The sequence below is a fragment of the Flavobacterium sp. DG2-3 genome (assembly GCF_030730925.1).
GTDB lineage: Bacteria > Bacteroidota > Bacteroidia > Flavobacteriales > Flavobacteriaceae > Flavobacterium.
Genome location: NZ_JAVAMB010000017.1, coordinates 1 through 16,141, shown reverse-complemented (window position 1 = coordinate 16,141; position 16,141 = coordinate 1). Strand labels below are relative to the sequence as shown.

Annotated in this window: 16 protein-coding genes; all 16 read left to right on the top strand. The window is 35.2% G+C overall.

Annotated elements, in window-relative coordinates:
• The first annotated feature begins 386 nt into the window (after positions 1 to 386).
• The 16 genes from Q9Q97_RS18810 (at position 387) to moaA (ending at position 15,990) form a co-directional block, all read left to right on the top strand.
• The gene (locus Q9Q97_RS18810; protein ID WP_306159917.1) at positions 387 to 1,865 is read left to right on the top strand and encodes a nitrate/nitrite transporter; all 1,479 of its coding nucleotides are present in this window, start codon (positions 387 to 389) and stop codon (positions 1,863 to 1,865) included.
• A gap of 15 nt (positions 1,866 to 1,880) precedes the next feature.
• Positions 1,881 to 3,473, top strand: a complete 1,593-nt coding sequence (locus Q9Q97_RS18805; RefSeq protein ID WP_306159916.1) for a magnesium transporter MgtE N-terminal domain-containing protein — start codon at positions 1,881 to 1,883, stop codon at positions 3,471 to 3,473.
• Positions 3,474 to 3,500: 27 nt separating this feature from the next.
• Positions 3,501 to 4,550 carry an MFS transporter gene (locus Q9Q97_RS18800; protein ID WP_306159914.1) on the top strand — a complete coding sequence of 350 codons (1,050 nt, stop codon included), beginning with the start codon at positions 3,501 to 3,503 and terminating at the stop codon, positions 4,548 to 4,550.
• Positions 4,551 to 4,637: 87 nt separating this feature from the next.
• Complete coding sequence (locus Q9Q97_RS18795) at positions 4,638 to 6,854, top strand: molybdopterin oxidoreductase family protein (protein WP_306159912.1); 2,217 nt, start codon at positions 4,638 to 4,640, stop codon at positions 6,852 to 6,854.
• A 17-nt stretch (positions 6,855 to 6,871) separates the two neighbouring features.
• A complete protein-coding gene (locus tag Q9Q97_RS18790) occupies positions 6,872 to 7,441 on the top strand; it encodes a 4Fe-4S dicluster domain-containing protein (protein WP_306159910.1) in 570 nt (189 codons plus the stop codon).
• 10 nt (positions 7,442 to 7,451) lie between these two features.
• Positions 7,452 to 7,964, top strand: coding sequence for a ubiquinol-cytochrome c reductase iron-sulfur subunit (locus tag Q9Q97_RS18785; RefSeq protein WP_306159908.1), 513 nt, complete (start codon positions 7,452 to 7,454; stop codon positions 7,962 to 7,964).
• A 15-nt stretch (positions 7,965 to 7,979) separates the two neighbouring features.
• A complete protein-coding gene (locus tag Q9Q97_RS18780) occupies positions 7,980 to 8,228 on the top strand; it encodes a DUF6755 family protein (RefSeq protein ID WP_306159906.1) in 249 nt (82 codons plus the stop codon).
• 164 nt (positions 8,229 to 8,392) lie between these two features.
• Complete coding sequence (gene glp / locus Q9Q97_RS18775) at positions 8,393 to 9,565, top strand: gephyrin-like molybdotransferase Glp (RefSeq protein ID WP_306159904.1); 1,173 nt, start codon at positions 8,393 to 8,395, stop codon at positions 9,563 to 9,565.
• Between the two features lie 166 nt (positions 9,566 to 9,731).
• Positions 9,732 to 10,478, top strand: coding sequence for a sulfite exporter TauE/SafE family protein (locus Q9Q97_RS18770; protein WP_306159902.1), 747 nt, complete (start codon positions 9,732 to 9,734; stop codon positions 10,476 to 10,478).
• Positions 10,479 to 10,819: 341 nt separating this feature from the next.
• Entirely contained in the window at positions 10,820 to 11,392 is a 573-nt protein-coding gene (locus Q9Q97_RS18765) for a molybdenum cofactor guanylyltransferase (RefSeq protein WP_306159900.1), read from the top strand.
• Positions 11,393 to 11,397: 5 nt separating this feature from the next.
• A complete protein-coding gene (cobA, locus tag Q9Q97_RS18760) occupies positions 11,398 to 12,186 on the top strand; it encodes a uroporphyrinogen-III C-methyltransferase (RefSeq protein WP_306159898.1) in 789 nt (262 codons plus the stop codon).
• 2 nt (positions 12,187 to 12,188) lie between these two features.
• Positions 12,189 to 12,428 (top strand): MoaD/ThiS family protein, encoded by a 240-nt coding sequence (locus Q9Q97_RS18755; protein WP_306159896.1) that lies wholly within the window; start codon positions 12,189 to 12,191, stop codon positions 12,426 to 12,428.
• Positions 12,429 to 12,438: 10 nt separating this feature from the next.
• Positions 12,439 to 13,533, top strand: coding sequence for a HesA/MoeB/ThiF family protein (locus tag Q9Q97_RS18750; RefSeq protein ID WP_306159895.1), 1,095 nt, complete (start codon positions 12,439 to 12,441; stop codon positions 13,531 to 13,533).
• Between the two features lie 107 nt (positions 13,534 to 13,640).
• The gene (locus tag Q9Q97_RS18745; RefSeq protein WP_306159893.1) at positions 13,641 to 14,072 is read left to right on the top strand and encodes a molybdenum cofactor biosynthesis protein MoaE; all 432 of its coding nucleotides are present in this window, start codon (positions 13,641 to 13,643) and stop codon (positions 14,070 to 14,072) included.
• Between the two features lie 9 nt (positions 14,073 to 14,081).
• Positions 14,082 to 14,996, top strand: a complete 915-nt coding sequence (moaCB, locus tag Q9Q97_RS18740; RefSeq protein WP_306159891.1) for a bifunctional molybdenum cofactor biosynthesis protein MoaC/MoaB — start codon at positions 14,082 to 14,084, stop codon at positions 14,994 to 14,996.
• Positions 14,983 to 15,990 carry a GTP 3',8-cyclase MoaA gene (gene moaA / locus Q9Q97_RS18735; protein ID WP_306159889.1) on the top strand — a complete coding sequence of 336 codons (1,008 nt, stop codon included), beginning with the start codon at positions 14,983 to 14,985 and terminating at the stop codon, positions 15,988 to 15,990. The genes moaCB and moaA overlap by 14 nt, the downstream gene beginning before the upstream one ends.
• The last annotated feature ends 151 nt before the right edge of the window (positions 15,991 to 16,141 follow it).

Genomic DNA, 16,141 nt, shown 5'->3' with positions numbered 1-16,141 from the left:
GAAAAACTTTGCTGAATAGGAGCAACTTAGAAAATTTTTTCTTTTAGAAGCCTTAATTTTAAAGGCTTTTCAATAGACAGTAAAAAAATAAGAATGTTAAATTTATTCTTTAATAAACTATAGAAATGTAGTATTATTCTTTTGGTTTAATGAGTTTAAAACTCTAAATAATTAAAGATGAGATGTAAAAAACATCTTTAAAAGCCTTTTTTTTGTCTTAGCTTTAGGTATTTTTTTAAGATCTATATGATTCTTGCATATTTATATCAAATAAAGACAAAATTATCCTTTATATGATATTTGTCATTTTTTGTAAGAATGTATGAAGGTAATTTTGATTCGATAATTGAGGGAATAGTTACTCAGTTAGAATCAAAATTAAAACTATGAGTAATCTATCGCAATCTCACAAAATCTTATTTCTTAATACACTTGCCTTTACCATCTGTTTTGCTTGTTGGACACTAAACGGTGTATTAATTACTTTTCTTGCAGACAAAGGAATATTCAGTTTTTCTGTTGTAGAAATGGGCTGGCTTCTTGGAATTCCTATTCTTTCAGGTTCTATTTTTAGACTTCCAATAGGAATTTTAACAGACAAATATGGAGGTAAAATTGTATTTTCTGCTTTATTAATAGCGTGTTCAATACCGCTTTTTTTACTTCCTTTTGCCGATTCATTCTGGAGCTTTGCTGTTCTAAGTTTTTTCTTCGGGTTAGTAGGAACTAGTTTCGCAGTCGGAATTGGCTATACTTCTGTCTGGTACCCAAAAGAATGGCAGGGTCGAGCACTAGGAATTTTCGGAATGGGAAATGCCGGAGCAGCAATTACGACTTTTGTGGCGCCTACATTATTAAATAATTTATCTGCAAATGACCCGATAAATGGCTGGAAAACACTTCCTATTATATATGCCGCGTCTTTAGTCATAATCGGAATACTTTTTATCGCTTTCGCTAAAAACAAAACTAATCAAGGCGTTTCAAAAAGCATGGGCGAATTGCTATCTCCATTAAAGAAAACCAGAGTCTGGCGTTTTGGAGCCTACTACTTTTTAGTTTTCGGTTTTTTTGTCGCCTATTCGCAATGGCTGCTTCCCAACTTTATGAATGTTTATAACACAACATTAGTAATGGGTGGAATGTTTGCCACAATGTTCAGTCTGCCTTCAGGCGTAATTAGAGCTTTTGGCGGTTATCTCTCAGATAAATTTGGGGCAAGAAAAGTCATGTATTGGGTTTTAGGTTCTTCAGTTGTAATCAGCTTTTTATTGATGTTTCCAAAAATGGAAATCATTACTGCTGGTCCCGGAGTTATGTCACTTACTAATGGAAAAGTAACTGAAATTACTGATAATAAAATAGTTGTAAACGGAAAAACACACCAGATCAGCAATAAAAGAGAGGTAGAAACAAGCAATGAATCCGCAATTTTTCCAGTAAAAAAATCATGGCAGGAAGTTGTTGTTGAACAAAATCAAGAAGTTAAAAAGAAAGAATTATTAGCGCACGGAATAACGCAGATTAATTTCAGCGCCAATCTTTGGGTTTATGTGATTTTGGTAACACTCATTGGAATTTCGTGGGGAATTGGAAAAGCCGCAGTTTACAAACACATTCCAGAATATTTTCCAAATGAAGTCGGTGTAGTCGGCGGAATGGTCGGCCTAATTGGTGGTTTGGGAGGATTTTTAGGGCCAATAATTTTCGGATACCTCCTTAATTATACAGGACTTTGGACGAGTTCGTGGATATTTATCTGCGCCGTTTCTGTAGCATGTTTAATCTGGATGCACAGAACAATTATAAAGGCGATGCACAGTAAATCGCCAAATTTTACAAAACAAATAGAAGATAAACAATAAATTAAATTGAAATAAATGAAAACTTGGTTAGACAAATGGAATCCTGAAGATGACGCGTATTGGAATGCTGACGGAAGTAAAATTGCCTGGAGAACTTTAACAATAACAACGATTACGCTTGTATTGTCTTTTGCCTCTTGGTTCATGATGAGTGTAATTGCTGTAAAATTGCCAGGCTTAGGCTTTAATTTTTCAAAAGATCAGCTTTTTTGGCTAACTGCAATTCCCGGGTTAGCTGCTGGTTTTTTAAGAATCATTCATACTTTTTTATTACCGATTTTTGGCACACGCCACATTATATCTTTCGCAACAGCGATAAAATTAATTCCCGTAATCGGAATTGGATTTGCAATTATGAATGTAAATACACCTTTTTGGGTTTTTGCAGTTTTAGCTTTTACAACAGGTTTTGGCGGAGGAGATTTCTCTTCTTACATGCCAAGCACAAGTCTGTTTTTTCCGCAAAGATTAAAAGGAACAGCATTAGGAATTCAGGCAGGAATTGGAAACTTTGGAGTTTCACTTGCCCAATTTGTAACGCCTTTAGTTATTAGCGTTGGTATTTTTGGAGCTTCAACAGTATTTACAAGTATTGATCCTAAAGAGACTGCAGCCGTTTTTCAAAACACACCAGTCGAAAAACAAAAGGAAGTTTTTGCAACTCTTGATTCCGAAGTGCAAACTAAAATACTTTTGAACGTAAAGAAAACTGTAATTGATTCTGTACAAATAGCTGTAAATTCAAAAGAAAATGTAATCGTATTTACTTCACTTCCGGTTAAGGCAAAAGCAAAAGCCATTGCCAATGCAAATCCGAAATTAGCTGAAAAAATTTTAAATAACATTCAAAGCGAAAACACGGCGGTAAAAAACAAACCAATTTATATGCAGTCAGCTGCATTTTGGTATGCGCCGTTTTTAATTATCATGGCACTAGTTAGCTGGTTTTATTTAAGAAGCATTCCTATGAAAGCTTCTGTAAAAGAACAGTTGGATATTTTTTCTAATAAACATACTTGGTATTGTACCATAACTTACGTAATGACTTTTGGAACTTTTGCGGGCTTATCTGCAGCTTTTCCGTTAATGATTAAATTCTTGTACGGAGATTTTCCAAACGCACCTGATCCTTTAGTTTATGCATTCTACGGTCCATTAATTGGTTCTGCCAGCCGAATTGCTTTCGGTTTTGTGGCAGATAAAGTTGGTGGCGCGATTTTAACGACTATAACAGGTCTAGGAATTTTAGCAGGATCAATACTTTTAATAACTCAAGGGTTAGTTGCTCCAACAAGTATAGATCAATTTCCACTTTTTGTAGCGGTAATTTTAGCCATGTTCTTTTTTACAGGAATTGGAAATGCAGGGACATTTAGACAATATCCAATCATTTTTAAAGAAAATCCTCGTCAAGCAGCAGGAGTAATTGGTTGGACTGCAGCAATTGCAGCTTTTGGACCATTCATTTTTTCTAAGTTAATAGGAAATAATATTTCTGCAAATGGCTCAGTAAATCAGTTTTTTATTGGTCTTGCTTTTTTTGCAATACTAGCGACAGCTATTAATTGGTGGTTTTACAATCGTAAAAATTGTGAGAAGCCAAGTTAATTAAATAATCATAAAATTTTAGTAGAGATGAAAAATAAAACATTTAATACCAAAGCGTTACTAGTAGCAACTCTAGTATCTGTGCTTATGATCGTATTCGTGTTTTTAGGATCAAGACAGCTTCAGAATTTTGATGCAGCATTGGTAACCTATCTGTTCGGAACCATCTTTGCATTCTTCGGAATTGTTTATCGATATACAGTTTGGCTGCAGCGCCCTCCGACTTGGATGTATTTCAAAAGAAGTCTTAAATTTCTTTTTACAGGAAAAGTGTTTTCTCATTTATGGTTTTTAGGAAAAGAATCGGTTCAAAATATAGCTATTCAGAAATTCATTTATCCAAGAGGAAAATACCGCTGGATAGCGCATTTTTGTATTGCCATCGGCTGTTTATCTGCTTTTGCCATTACTTTTCCGTTGACATTTGGATGGATTCATTTTACTTTAGCTCCAAATTCCATTTCTGTTTACGAAGCCCATTTTTTTGGTTTTAAAGTAATGGATTTTGAATTGGGTTCCATAATGGCATTTTTGACTTTTCATGCCTTAAACTGGTCCTCTTATTTGGTTATAATTGGATCTGTTTATTATTTGAGACGCCGCTTAACCAACCCAGGTTTAATTGCGACGCAGACCTTTGAAGGCGATTTGCTGCCACTGATTTTATTGATTGCAATTTCAGTAACAGGTTTGTGCCTGACGTATTCCTATCAGTTCATGAAAGGATTTGCATTTGATTTCCTAGCTGTAATTCATGCTGTGACGGTTATTATGTTTCTGATCTGGATTCCGTTTGGGAAATTCTTCCATATTATTCAGCGTCCGGCTCAGATTGGAGCACACATTTACAAGCAAGAAGGAATTAAAAAAGGAATGGCTGTTTGTCCGCATACAGGAGAAGAATTTGCAACAAAACTTCATATCGACGATTTAAAAATTGTAACCAAACAATTAGGTTTCGATTTTACCCACGAAGACGGAACATCTCATCTTGATCTTAGTCCCGAAGGAAAAAGATCACGATTAGCACAAGCGCACTTAAAAGCTAGAGTAGGTGGCGGAAACTTATTTGGATAATTTTTAAAGTTTCAAGTTTAAGGTTTCAAGTTCCTAACAAAACGTGAAACTTGAAACGTGAAACAAAAATATAACAAAACAAAAAACATGGCAAAACTACCAGTAGAAATAGAAAAAATTATAGACGATTTTGGGCCACACTTAAATTATGCTCCAGTTGACGGTTATGACGGAAGAGACGAACCTGATGATATTGTAAAAACACATTGCTGCTTCTGCGGTATGCAATGTGGCATACAATTATCTGTAAAAGACAATAAAGTAGTGGGTTTTGAACCGTGGATGGAATTTCCTTTCAACGAAGGTCGTCTGTGCCCAAAAGGAGTGCAGCGCTATCTTCAAAACAATCATCCCGACAGACTTTTACATCCGCTTCAAAGAGTAGAAGGGAAAGGCTTTGAAAAAATTTCATGGGATAATGCCATGGATAAAACCGTTTCTGAAATCAAAAGAATTCAGGAAAAATACGGCAAGCATGCTTTCTCGATGTTGTCGGGAGTTTCATTAACCAATGAGAAAAGTTATTTAGTAGGGAAATTTGCTCGTGTCGCTTTAAAAACAAGAAATTTAGATTACAACGGAAGACTTTGTATGGTAAGTGCTGGCGCGGGAAATAAGAAGGCTTTTGGCTTGGATCGCGCATCCAACAATTACTCAGATTTAGAATATGCCGAGGTAATTATTGTGACAGGAGCCAATATCAGTGAGACTTTTCCAACTTTAACCCATTGGATATGGAAGGCCAGAGATCGCGGAGCAAAATTAATTGTAATTGACCCAAGAATGATTCCTTTGGCAAGAACAGCCGATATCCATCTCGATGTCAGACCGGGAACAGATTCTGCTTTATATGGCGCCATGCTGAAATATTTAGTAGATCACGATATGCTCGATCATGATTTTATTGATAATGATACTTCTGGGTTTCAGGAAACGATTGATGCCGTAAAAGACTATACTTTAGAATGGGCAGAAGAAGTTACAGGAATTGATAAAGAAAAAATAAAAGCTGCGGCCGAATTATGGGGTAAAGCAAAAACAAGCTTTTTATTGCACGCAAGAGGAATTGAGCATCACTCAAAAGGTGTTGATAATGTGGTGGGATGTATTAATCTGGTTTTGGCGACAGGCAGAATCGGAAAGCCATATTGTGGCTACGCAACCATTACTGGACAAGGTAATGGTCAGGGAGGAAGAGAGCATGGCCATAAATGCGATCAATTGCCTGGAAACAGAGATATTGAAAACCCTGTGCATCGACAATATATTGCGGATGTTTGGGGAATTAAAGAAGAAGATTTGCCGCACACAGGGCTTACAGCTTATGAAATTATTGAAGCCATTCACAGAGATGAAATAAAAGGGTTGATTTCAATCTGTTTCAATCCGCTGGTTTCGCTTCCAAACAATAATTATGTGCGCTCTGCTCTTGAAAAATTAGAGTTTTACGTCTGTATCGATTTCTTCTTGAATGAAACCGCGCGCCACGCCGATATTATTCTCGCTGGATCTTTACAGGAAGAAGAAGAAGGAACCACAACTTCTGCAGAAGGACGCGTAATTCGAATCAGACAAGCGGTTACGCCTCCGGGAGAAGCGCGAACCGATACTTCTATATTATTGGAAATCGCTGAAAGATTGGGAGAAAAAGACAAATTCACCTATAAGAACAGCGAAGAAATTTTCAATGAATTGCGTGTTGCTTCAAAAGGAGGAACAGCAGATTATTTTGGAATTACCTATAAAAAAGTTGAAGACCATATGGGTGTTTTCTGGCCTTGCCCAACCGAGGATCATCCAGGAACACCAAGATTGTGGGAAGACAGGAAATTTAAAACCCCAGACGGAAAAGCACATTTCAATCCTGCTCCATACAAACTGCCGGGCGAAGTTACCGATGATGAATATCCGATAACCCTAACAACGGGACGTGTGGTTTCGCAATATTTAAGTGGAACACAAACGAGAAGAATAGGAAAACTGGTTGATCAGTTTCCAGAACCAATGGTAGAGATTCATCCCGAAATGGCTTCTAAATACGGAATCAAACAACGCGAATTAGTACGTGTGGCAACGAGAAGAGGAGAAGGAATTTTTCCTGCCAATATTGTAGAAACCATTAGAAAAGATACCGTTTTTATTCCATACCACTGGCCAGGGAAAAAATCGGCCAATCAATTAACGCCTGGAACTTTAGATCCAATTTCTAAAATTCCTGAGTTTAAAGTATGTGCGTGCAAATTGGAGCCACAAGGAACAATTGCCCCACCGGCTAAAGAATCTGAAGCTTACGCAAGTATTTAATCTATAAAAAGAACTTTATGAATTTAACCAATTTTAATACAAGCGAAGAATTTTTTGTAGATATGCAGCGCTGTATTGGCTGTAAAGCCTGTGAAATGGCTTGTGCTGAATGTGAAACAAATGGTCAGCAGACTCTTATTAGTGTAAATTATGTAGATCGTGCATCAACCATTCAAACCACGGTCCAGGTTTGCATGCATTGCGAAGATCCAGTTTGTGCGAATGTTTGTCCAGCCGATGCTATTTCTCAGGACGAATTTGGAGTGGTTCACACTGCAAACACCGAAAGATGCATTGGCTGTTCTAACTGTGTTATGGCATGTCCATTCGGAGTTCCAAAGAAAGTCGAAGAATACGATTTGATGATGAAATGTACAATGTGTTACGACAGAACAAGCGTTGGTAAAAAGCCAATGTGCGCAACAGTTTGCCCAAGTGGTGCTTTATTCTACGGTACTAGAGAACAGATTGAAGAAATGAGGCCGAATAGTACACCGATCAATAATTTCATTTTTGGAAAAGAAAAAGTGAAAACTAAAGTCAATATCATGATGCCAAAAGGCAGTACAGAATTAAGAATTTATTAAAAATGGAGTCATGTCTAAAGAAGATAATTTAAATCAGAACTGGAAAAAAGATTTTCCGATAAAAAAACAAGAATCAACTCAAGTCAGCCGACGCGATTTTGCTAAATTCTTAACTTTTGTTTCAGGAGGACTAATGGTTGGAAGCGGTTTTGTTACCGCCAAAGCTTTTTTAATGCCTAAAGAAGAAGTGGAAGGGGAGCATTTTATTTGTAATAAAGAAGATATTCCTGTTGGCGGAACTAGAGGTTTTGTTTTAGAAGGCAGTACGATTCCGTATATTTTGATTCATTTAGAAAGCGGAGATTTTAGAGCTTATGAACAAAAATGTACGCACCTTTCTTGTTCCGTATTCTACAAACCTGGAACAGGAATTATACATTGCCCTTGCCACGAAGGTTCTTTTGATGCAATGACCGGAGATGTACTAGCTGGACCGCCGCCTCGTGCCTTGCCTCAATTAGAAGTGTTTTTTAAAGAAAATGCTGTTTTTGTAAAATCATTAATTAAAAAGAAAGACAGTTAATTTAATTTTTGAATTATGAGTACGTTTAGAAGAAGTCAGAATAGCGCCAACCCAAATAAACTGAACAATATACTTTCGACATTGATTTTTATTTTAATTCTTAATGTCAGCATTCAGATTTGGCTTTTGTACGCCTCTTTGAATAATGCATTAGATAATAATAAAGAAATTTTAATTCCTGCTTTTATAGCTTCTGCAATTTTATTTTTTATTGGTTTCTCATGGCTATATTATCTTCCTAAGGGAAATTTTAAAAGGAAATAGAACGAATTCTTAATTAAAATAGCTATTTTGTGTTTTTATAAAAGTTTTGAAAATAAATGCATTAAATTTATAATTCTAAAATTAAATTAGAACTAAATAGATTTTAAATAAGTAAAAGTACTTATATTTGTATAAGTATTTTTTGCTTTTAATAAAATAGCATAATGATTAAAGTTGAAGAAGCCATCGCTATTATTGAGGCAAATAGCACGAAAATGCCAACAAAACAGATTGCTGTTAGTAAAGCGCTGGGATATATATTGGCGGATAAAGTAATTTCGCCAATCAATATGCCTCCATTTCGTCAATCAGCGATGGATGGATACGCTTTTACACACAGTATTCGGCATCAATACGATATAGTTGGGACTTCGCAAGCTGGAGATCATTCGAATATAAAATTAAAAGCAAGCGAAGCGATCCGAATTTTTACTGGCGCTTATGTTCCTGACAATGCAGATACAGTTGTAATGCAAGAGCATGTAATGGCAAATGAAAATTCAATTTTGATTGCCACAATGCCAGATAAATTAGCAAATGTGCGTCCTAAAGGGGAGCAAATTGCTAAGAATGATGTAGTTTTTGAAGCTGACACTTTAGTCACTCCAGCAGCAGTTGGATTTTTGGCTTGTTTAGGAATTACTGAAGTTGAGGTTTATAAAAAGCCCAAAGTAGCAATTTTGGTTACTGGAAATGAATTGGTTGCTCCAGGTGAGAAACTTACAAAAGGAAAGATATTCGAAAGTAACTCGATTATGCTTCAGGCTGCGCTTCAAACTATTGGAATTGAAAAAACGAAAGTGTACAGAGTAAAAGATAATTTAAAAGCGACGAAAAAAGCTTTAAAAGAAATCTTAAAAAAAAATGATATTGTTTTGATTTCCGGCGGAATTTCAGTTGGAGATTATGATTTTGTAAAGGAAGCTTTGTTGCAAAATGATGTAAAAGAGCTTTTCTATAAAATCAATCAAAAACCAGGAAAGCCAATGTTTTTTGGTTCTAAAAAGGAAACTCTGGTATTTGCACTTCCAGGAAATCCTGCTTCATCGCTTACAAATTTTTATATTTATGTAGCGCCAGCGGTTAAGTATAGAATGGGTTTTGCAGCAATTCATAGACCAAAAGTAGTTCGAAAATTAAATTCTGATATTAAAAACAATACTGGAAAAACCTTGTTTTTAAAAGCAAAATATGACGAAACCAATGTAACAGTTTTAGACGGTCAAAGTTCTGCAATGCTGAATACATTTGCTGTAGCGAACAGTTTATTAATTGTTCCTGAGAATATTGAAGAGTATAAAAAAGGTCAAGAGGTTGTTTTATTGCCAATTGATTAGATTTTTTAGAGAATAGAATAAAGAAAAGAGAATATAGAGCAAAGAAAATAGATTTTATAGTGGATGATAAAAAGCGCTGTATAAATAAAAACATATAGCTAGTAATTTCCAGATCGATTGGGAAAACTTGAAACCTGAAACTTGAAACAAAAAACAAAGAACAAGAATGAACTTATTAAGCTCAGAAAATATAGTACTATTTAGTTTTGCTTTAATTGTAATTGCATTTTTATATTCAAGTGTAGGACATGGCGGAGCTTCGGGATATTTGGCTTTGATGAGCATTTTTGCATTTCCGATTTCGATTATGAAACCATCGGCTTTATTGTTGAATTTGTTTGTTTCGAGTATTTCATTTTGGTTTTATTACAAGAATAATTATTTCAAACCCAAACTGTTTTATCCATTTGCAATTGCTTCGATTCCAGCAGCATTTATAGGAGGGTTTATAACTCTAGATAATACGATTTACAAAATAATTTTAGGAATTGTATTGGTTTTTGCAGCATTGAGGCTGTTTGGCGTTTTTAATTTTAAAGAAAAAGAAGAAGTAAAAATCAATCTTCCGTTTGCTCTGGCAATTGGTTTTTGCATCGGATTATTGTCTGGAATGCTGGGAATTGGCGGCGGAATTATTTTGAGTCCGATTCTATTGTTTTTAGGATGGGCTTCGGTTAAAGAATCGGCGGCGATTTCAAGTTTATTCATTTTTGTGAATTCTTTCGCAGGAATGTTAGGATTCTTTTTAGGAGGAAAAACAATACCAATGGAAAGTTTTTATTTGGTTCCAATTGCAATTGTTGGAGGAATGTTGGGAGGTTTTTACGGAAGTGGCTCTTTCTCAAACAGAACATTAAAAATGGTTTTGGGAACTGTGATTTTAATGGCAAGCGTTAAATTGATTTTTCCTTAAATAATGAAATGTTGTGGAAAATCTAAAATAAAAATTAACCGCAAAGTACGCAAAGTTCTTTATCTGAAATGATTTTATTGAAGATAGTAAAGTTCGCAAAGCTTTGTGTTGATTTAGCTTTGCGAATTTGAATAAAAATATATTACAACATAATGAACATTGCCTACGGTTTCAACCGTGGAAACGCATTGTAAATCACCTCTGCGAATCATTATGTAACCACGGTTGAAACCGGGGCTAAGGTAAAAAAGAGAAGGGAATGACAAAGATTGGGAAAACTTGAAACTTGAAACCTGAAACAAAAGAAACCTGAAACAAAAGAAACCTGAAATAGAAAAACTATGAAAACACTATCAGTATTTATTCTTTGCGGCGGAAAAAGCACCAGAATGCAATCAGAGAAAGGATTGGTTTTGTTTCAGGATAAGCCATTCATTGAGCATATCATTCAGGCGATTTTACCAATTACAGATCAAATTAAACTGATTACGGCATCAAAGGAATATGATTATTTGCAATATGAAAAGATACCGGATCTAATTGAAGATAAAGGTCCGTTGGGAGGAATTTACACCGCGTTATCACATTCTGAAACTAAGTTCAATCTGATTTTAAGTTGCGATATTCCGTTAATTTCAACCAAATTATTACAAGAATTAATTTCAAAACATACCAAAGAAGCTGGAATCACAGTTTTTGCTTCGGAAAGCAAAACACATCCGTTAATTGGAATTTATTCTAAAAATATTCTTCCAGTTATAAAAGAAGCAATTGATTCTAATGAACTAAAGATGATGGATTTGTTGGCAAAACTGCCTCATCAGATAATCAATATAGAAGAAAGTGAAAACTTTCCTTTAACCAATATTAATTCGGCAGACGAATTAAACGACCTGAATATCAATTTAACTTAAAGACTATGCGAAATTTAAAAACACCAAAATTGACGATTGTAGGCGCAGGTCCAGGCGATGTTGAATTGATTACGCTAAAAGCAATTAAAGCTTTAGAAAGTGCCGATGTAGTTTTGTACGATGCTTTAGTAAACGAAGAATTGCTGGATTATGCGTCAAATGCAGAAATTGTTTTTGTTGGAAAACGATTAGGATGTCACGCTTACACACAAGATCAGATTAACGAATTGATTGTTTCAATGGCAAATCGTTACGGTCATGTGGTACGTTTAAAAGGAGGAGATTCTTTTGTTTTTGGAAGAGGAAGTGAAGAAATTGATTATGCGGTGAAATTTGGTTTGGAAACGGCTGTTGTGCCAGGAATTTCTTCTGCATTGGGCGTTCCGGCATCGGCTGGAATCAGTTTAACACAGCGTAAAACTGCAGAAAGTTTTTGGGTTATTACAGGAACAACTTCGAATCATGAGTTATCAAAAGATATTCATTTGGCCTCAAAATCAGCTGCAACTGTAGTTATTTTGATGGGAATGCATAAATTAGAAGAGATAATTTCAATCTATCAAGAAAATAGAAATGATGATTTACCGATTGCGATTATTCAAAACGGAACAAAAAATTCAGAGCAAAAAGTAATTGGAACTATAAACACAATTACTAAATTGGTGTCCGATAAAAACATTTCATCTCCAGCCATTATTGTGATTGGTGAAGTAGTAAAAAACACATCAAAATTGACGGAATATTTTCAAGAGCATTTTGATGATGAATTCATTTTTCAGAATTTAAATTTATAAAAATGATTGAAGTTAAATATTTTGGAGCTGTCGCTGAAAAAACAAGATGCGAATTCGAAAAATTGTCTTTTTCAGAAGAATTATCACTGCAAAAATTATTGCAGGATTTAGACGAAAAATATCAATTGGAATCGCTTACTTTCAGCGTTGCGGTAAATCAAAAAATAGTTTCAAAAGCAAGTGATTATACATTGCAAACCAGTGATGTTATTGCTTTGTTGCCACCATTTGCTGGAGGTTAAAAATAAATTTATGAGCGGAACGGCACGATATAACAGACAAATCATACTTCCTGAAATAGGAGATGTCGGCCAGTACAAATTGCTGAAATCTAGAGTTTTGGTAATTGGCGCTGGAGGTTTGGGCGCTTCAATTTTACCCTATCTGGCTGGTGCTGGAGTGGGCGAAATCGGGATCGTCGATGATGATGTTATCGAAGTTTCCAATCTGCACAGACAAGTTATTTACAAAACTTCGGCGGTAGGAAAAGGAAAAGCCGCAGAAGCAAAAGTGATGATTTCAGAATTAAATCCGCTTATTCAAGTGAATGTTTTTGCGGAGAAATTGTCGGGAAATAATGCAATTTCCTTATTTGAAAAATATGATATTATAGTTGATGCAACGGATAATATTGCCATTAAATATCTGATTAATGATGCGTGTCTTGTGACCAATAAGCCAATGGTTTATGGGTCTATTTTTAGGTTTCAGGGGCAGGTTTCGGTTTTCAATTACGAAAATGGTCCAACGTACAGATGTTTGTATCCAGATGAAAAAGCAAATGCGCTAAATTGTGAAGATGCTGGAGTTATAGGCGTTTCAGTTGGAATTATCGGAATGTTTCAAGCCAATGAAGTCATAAAAATGATTCTTGGAAACGGAGAAATTTTAAGCGGAAAAATATTGGTTTACAATATGCTGAAAAATGATCAGCAAAAGTATGATTTTGATAAAAGGTCTACTTTAGAAATGACTAAAGAAGATTTTGATAAAAAATACAATTCGACTGAAAATCAAATAGAAGAAATCAAGTTTGAACTTCTTTTGAGTCAAATAGAAAATGATGAGGTTCTTTTTTTAGACGTTCGAAATGAAGACGAACTGCCAAAAATAAAATTGAAAAATAGTATTCAGATTCCGTTAATGAATTTAGAAAATGAAATGGAAAAACTGAATAAAAACCAAACGATTTATGTTTTCTGTCAATCTGGAATTCGAAGTAAAATCGCAACTGAAGCGCTTCATAAAAATCAATTTCAAAAGGTAAAAAGTGTTATTGGCGGAGCTTTGGCAATGAAAAATTTATTAAAAGAAGAAAAAAAGAATAGCCACGAATTCACGAATTAATCCAATACTTTACGCATAGATTTTAAAAAATAAAATTAATGAAATATGAATTACATCAATTTATTACGAAATAATTCGTGAATTCGTGGCGAATAAAAATATAAAAAATGAGTAAAAATGTATTTGTAGAAGGACCGATCTCGCCTGAGTTTATAGCAGAATCGATCGCTAAACACCAATCTAAACATACGATTGGAGCGCATAATATTTTCTTGGGGCAAGTTCGCGCGGACGTGATTCATGACAATATAGTTGTTGCTATCGATTATTCGGCATATAAAGACATGGCAAATGAAGCGTTGTATGCAATTCGAGAAAAAGCTTTCGCTAAGTTTGATTTAACCTGCATGCACATTTATCACAGTTTAGGCGTTGTAAAAGCAGGCGAAATCTGTTTGTTCGTTTTTGTTTCGGCTACACGACGAAAACAAGTTTATGAAGCCACAGAAGCCATTGTAAATTGGATTAAAACCGATGTGCCGATTTTTGGTAAAGAAATGTTTGAAAACGATACATTCACTTGGAAACAAAATACCTAAGTAACTATAATGGTAGATATTACGCATAAAATAAACACTTTAAGGAAAGCAACTGCGACTGCAATCGTAAAAGTCAGCAAACAAGAAACGATTGATGCTGTTGTCAATAACTTGGTGCCAAAGGGGAATGTGTTCGAAATGGCCAAAACGGCGGGATTATTTGCAGTAAAAAACACGCATTTATCCATTCCTGATTGTCATCCGCTTCCGATTGAATTTACTTCTGTTGAATATGTAATTGAAGGTTTAGAAATTCATATTATTTTCAATGTAAAAACCGTTTACAAAACAGGAGTTGAGGTTGAAGCCATGCACGGAGCTTCAATTGTGGCGTTGACGATGTACGATATGCTGAAACCGATTGATAAAGAAATCGAGATTTCGACCATCAAATTAATAAATAAAGAAGGCGGAAAATCTTCGTTTAAAAATAAATTTTCGAATGCAATTAAAGCTGCGGTTTTCGTTTGTTCCGATTCGATTTTTGCGGGAGATAAAGAAGACCGATCTGGAAAAGTTATTGTAGAGAAATTAGATTCATACGGAGTTGAAACTTCTCATTATGAAATTATTCCAGACGAACTGGATATTATTCAGGAAAAAACAAAAGCTTTCGTTAAAGAAAACCAGCTAGTTATTTTTACTGGAGGAACGGGATTGTCTCCGAGAGATGTGACGCCAGAAGCTTTGGAGCCATTGTTGGAAAGCAGAATTCCAGGAATTGAAGAAGCTATTCGCAGTTACGGCCAGCAAAGAATGCCGTATGCAATGCTTTCGAGAACAGTTGCAGGAACTTTAGGTAAAACTGTAATTTTGGCTTTACCAGGTTCTACAAATGGAGCGAGAGAGTCAATGGATGCAGTTTTTCCACATCTTTTGCACGTTTTTCATATTTTAAAAGGAAAAAATCATGACAGCCTCTAACACTATTTTGACGGATGGTTTTGGGCGCAAGCACAATTATCTGCGCATTTCGCTGCTGGAAAAATGCAACCTGCGTTGTACATACTGCATGCCAGCTGACGGAATCGCACTTTCTCCAAAAGCAAGTTTAATGACGGCTGAGGAAATTTTTGCCATTGCCCAGACTTTCGTAAATAATGGTGTTGACAAAATAAGATTAACAGGAGGCGAACCTCTGTTGAGAAAAGATTTTCCTGAGATTGTTTCGAAATTAGCAGCGCTTAATATTTCGCTTTCCATCACAACAAACGGAATTTTAATTGACCGTCATATTGAGGTTTTAAAGCAGTTTAAAATCAAAAAAATCAATTTGAGTTTAGATACTTTAATTGCCTCAAAATTTCATTCTATTACGCTTAGAAATCAGTTTGAGAAAGTAATTGATAATCTGCATCTACTTTTAAATAATGATTTTAAAGTAAAAGTTAATGTCGTTTTGATGAAAGGCTTCAATGACAACGAAATTGTTGATTTTGTAAAACTGACTCAGTTTCTGCCTATTTCTGTACGATTTATCGAGTTTATGCCTTTTGCAGGAAACGAGTGGGATAGAAGCAAAATGGTTTCTCAGAAAGAAGTATTGTCTTTTGTAAATACTCATTTTGATGAGAATCAGGTTGAGAAACTTGAAGATGAAAAAAACTTTACAGCAAGAACGTATAAAATAAAAGGCTTTCAAGGCGATTTTGGAATCATCAGTTCGATTACCAATCCGTTTTGTGACAGCTGCAACCGCATCCGCTTGACGGCAGACGGAAAAATAAAAAACTGCCTTTTCTCCAATTCAGAAACCGATTTGCTGACTCCTTTTAGAAATGGAGAATCTATCACCGATTTGATTTCGGATTCCATTCAAAATAAAAAGAAAGTAAGGGCAGGAATGACTACAATTGCTAAGATAAATGACCCTACGCTTCACTCTGATAATCGCAGCATGATTTCGATTGGGGGGTAGAGTTTTAATATAAAAGCCCTTCGACTTCGCTCAGGGTGACAAGACGATCGTCTGGCTACAAAGTTTGTCATTCCTGTAAAGGTTAGATAATTCGGTAACAAAATTTAACTTTAATAAATTTTGTTACGATGAGACATAATAGCAGAGATTC

Excerpts from the sequence above, each read along its gene's own strand:
- cobA (WP_306159898.1), top strand. The coding sequence starts at position 11,398 with ATGCGAAATTTAAAAACACCAAAATTGACGATTGTAGGCGCAGGTCCA.
- Q9Q97_RS18770 (WP_306159902.1), top strand. The coding sequence starts at position 9,732 with ATGAACTTATTAAGCTCAGAAAATATAGTACTATTTAGTTTTGCTTTA.
- Q9Q97_RS18805 (WP_306159916.1), top strand. The coding sequence starts at position 1,881 with ATGAAAACTTGGTTAGACAAATGGAATCCTGAAGATGACGCGTATTGG.
- Q9Q97_RS18750 (WP_306159895.1), top strand. The coding sequence starts at position 12,439 with ATGAGCGGAACGGCACGATATAACAGACAAATCATACTTCCTGAAATA.
- Q9Q97_RS18810 (WP_306159917.1), top strand. The coding sequence starts at position 387 with ATGAGTAATCTATCGCAATCTCACAAAATCTTATTTCTTAATACACTT.
- Q9Q97_RS18800 (WP_306159914.1), top strand. The coding sequence starts at position 3,501 with ATGAAAAATAAAACATTTAATACCAAAGCGTTACTAGTAGCAACTCTA.
- moaCB (WP_306159891.1), top strand. The coding sequence starts at position 14,082 with ATGGTAGATATTACGCATAAAATAAACACTTTAAGGAAAGCAACTGCG.
- moaA (WP_306159889.1), top strand. The coding sequence starts at position 14,983 with ATGACAGCCTCTAACACTATTTTGACGGATGGTTTTGGGCGCAAGCAC.
- Q9Q97_RS18765 (WP_306159900.1), top strand. The coding sequence starts at position 10,820 with ATGAAAACACTATCAGTATTTATTCTTTGCGGCGGAAAAAGCACCAGA.
- glp (WP_306159904.1), top strand. The coding sequence starts at position 8,393 with ATGATTAAAGTTGAAGAAGCCATCGCTATTATTGAGGCAAATAGCACG.
- Q9Q97_RS18755 (WP_306159896.1), top strand. The coding sequence starts at position 12,189 with ATGATTGAAGTTAAATATTTTGGAGCTGTCGCTGAAAAAACAAGATGC.
- Q9Q97_RS18785 (WP_306159908.1), top strand. The coding sequence starts at position 7,452 with ATGTCTAAAGAAGATAATTTAAATCAGAACTGGAAAAAAGATTTTCCG.
- Q9Q97_RS18790 (WP_306159910.1), top strand. The coding sequence starts at position 6,872 with ATGAATTTAACCAATTTTAATACAAGCGAAGAATTTTTTGTAGATATG.
- Q9Q97_RS18795 (WP_306159912.1), top strand. The coding sequence starts at position 4,638 with ATGGCAAAACTACCAGTAGAAATAGAAAAAATTATAGACGATTTTGGG.
- Q9Q97_RS18780 (WP_306159906.1), top strand. The coding sequence starts at position 7,980 with ATGAGTACGTTTAGAAGAAGTCAGAATAGCGCCAACCCAAATAAACTG.
- Q9Q97_RS18745 (WP_306159893.1), top strand. The coding sequence starts at position 13,641 with ATGAGTAAAAATGTATTTGTAGAAGGACCGATCTCGCCTGAGTTTATA.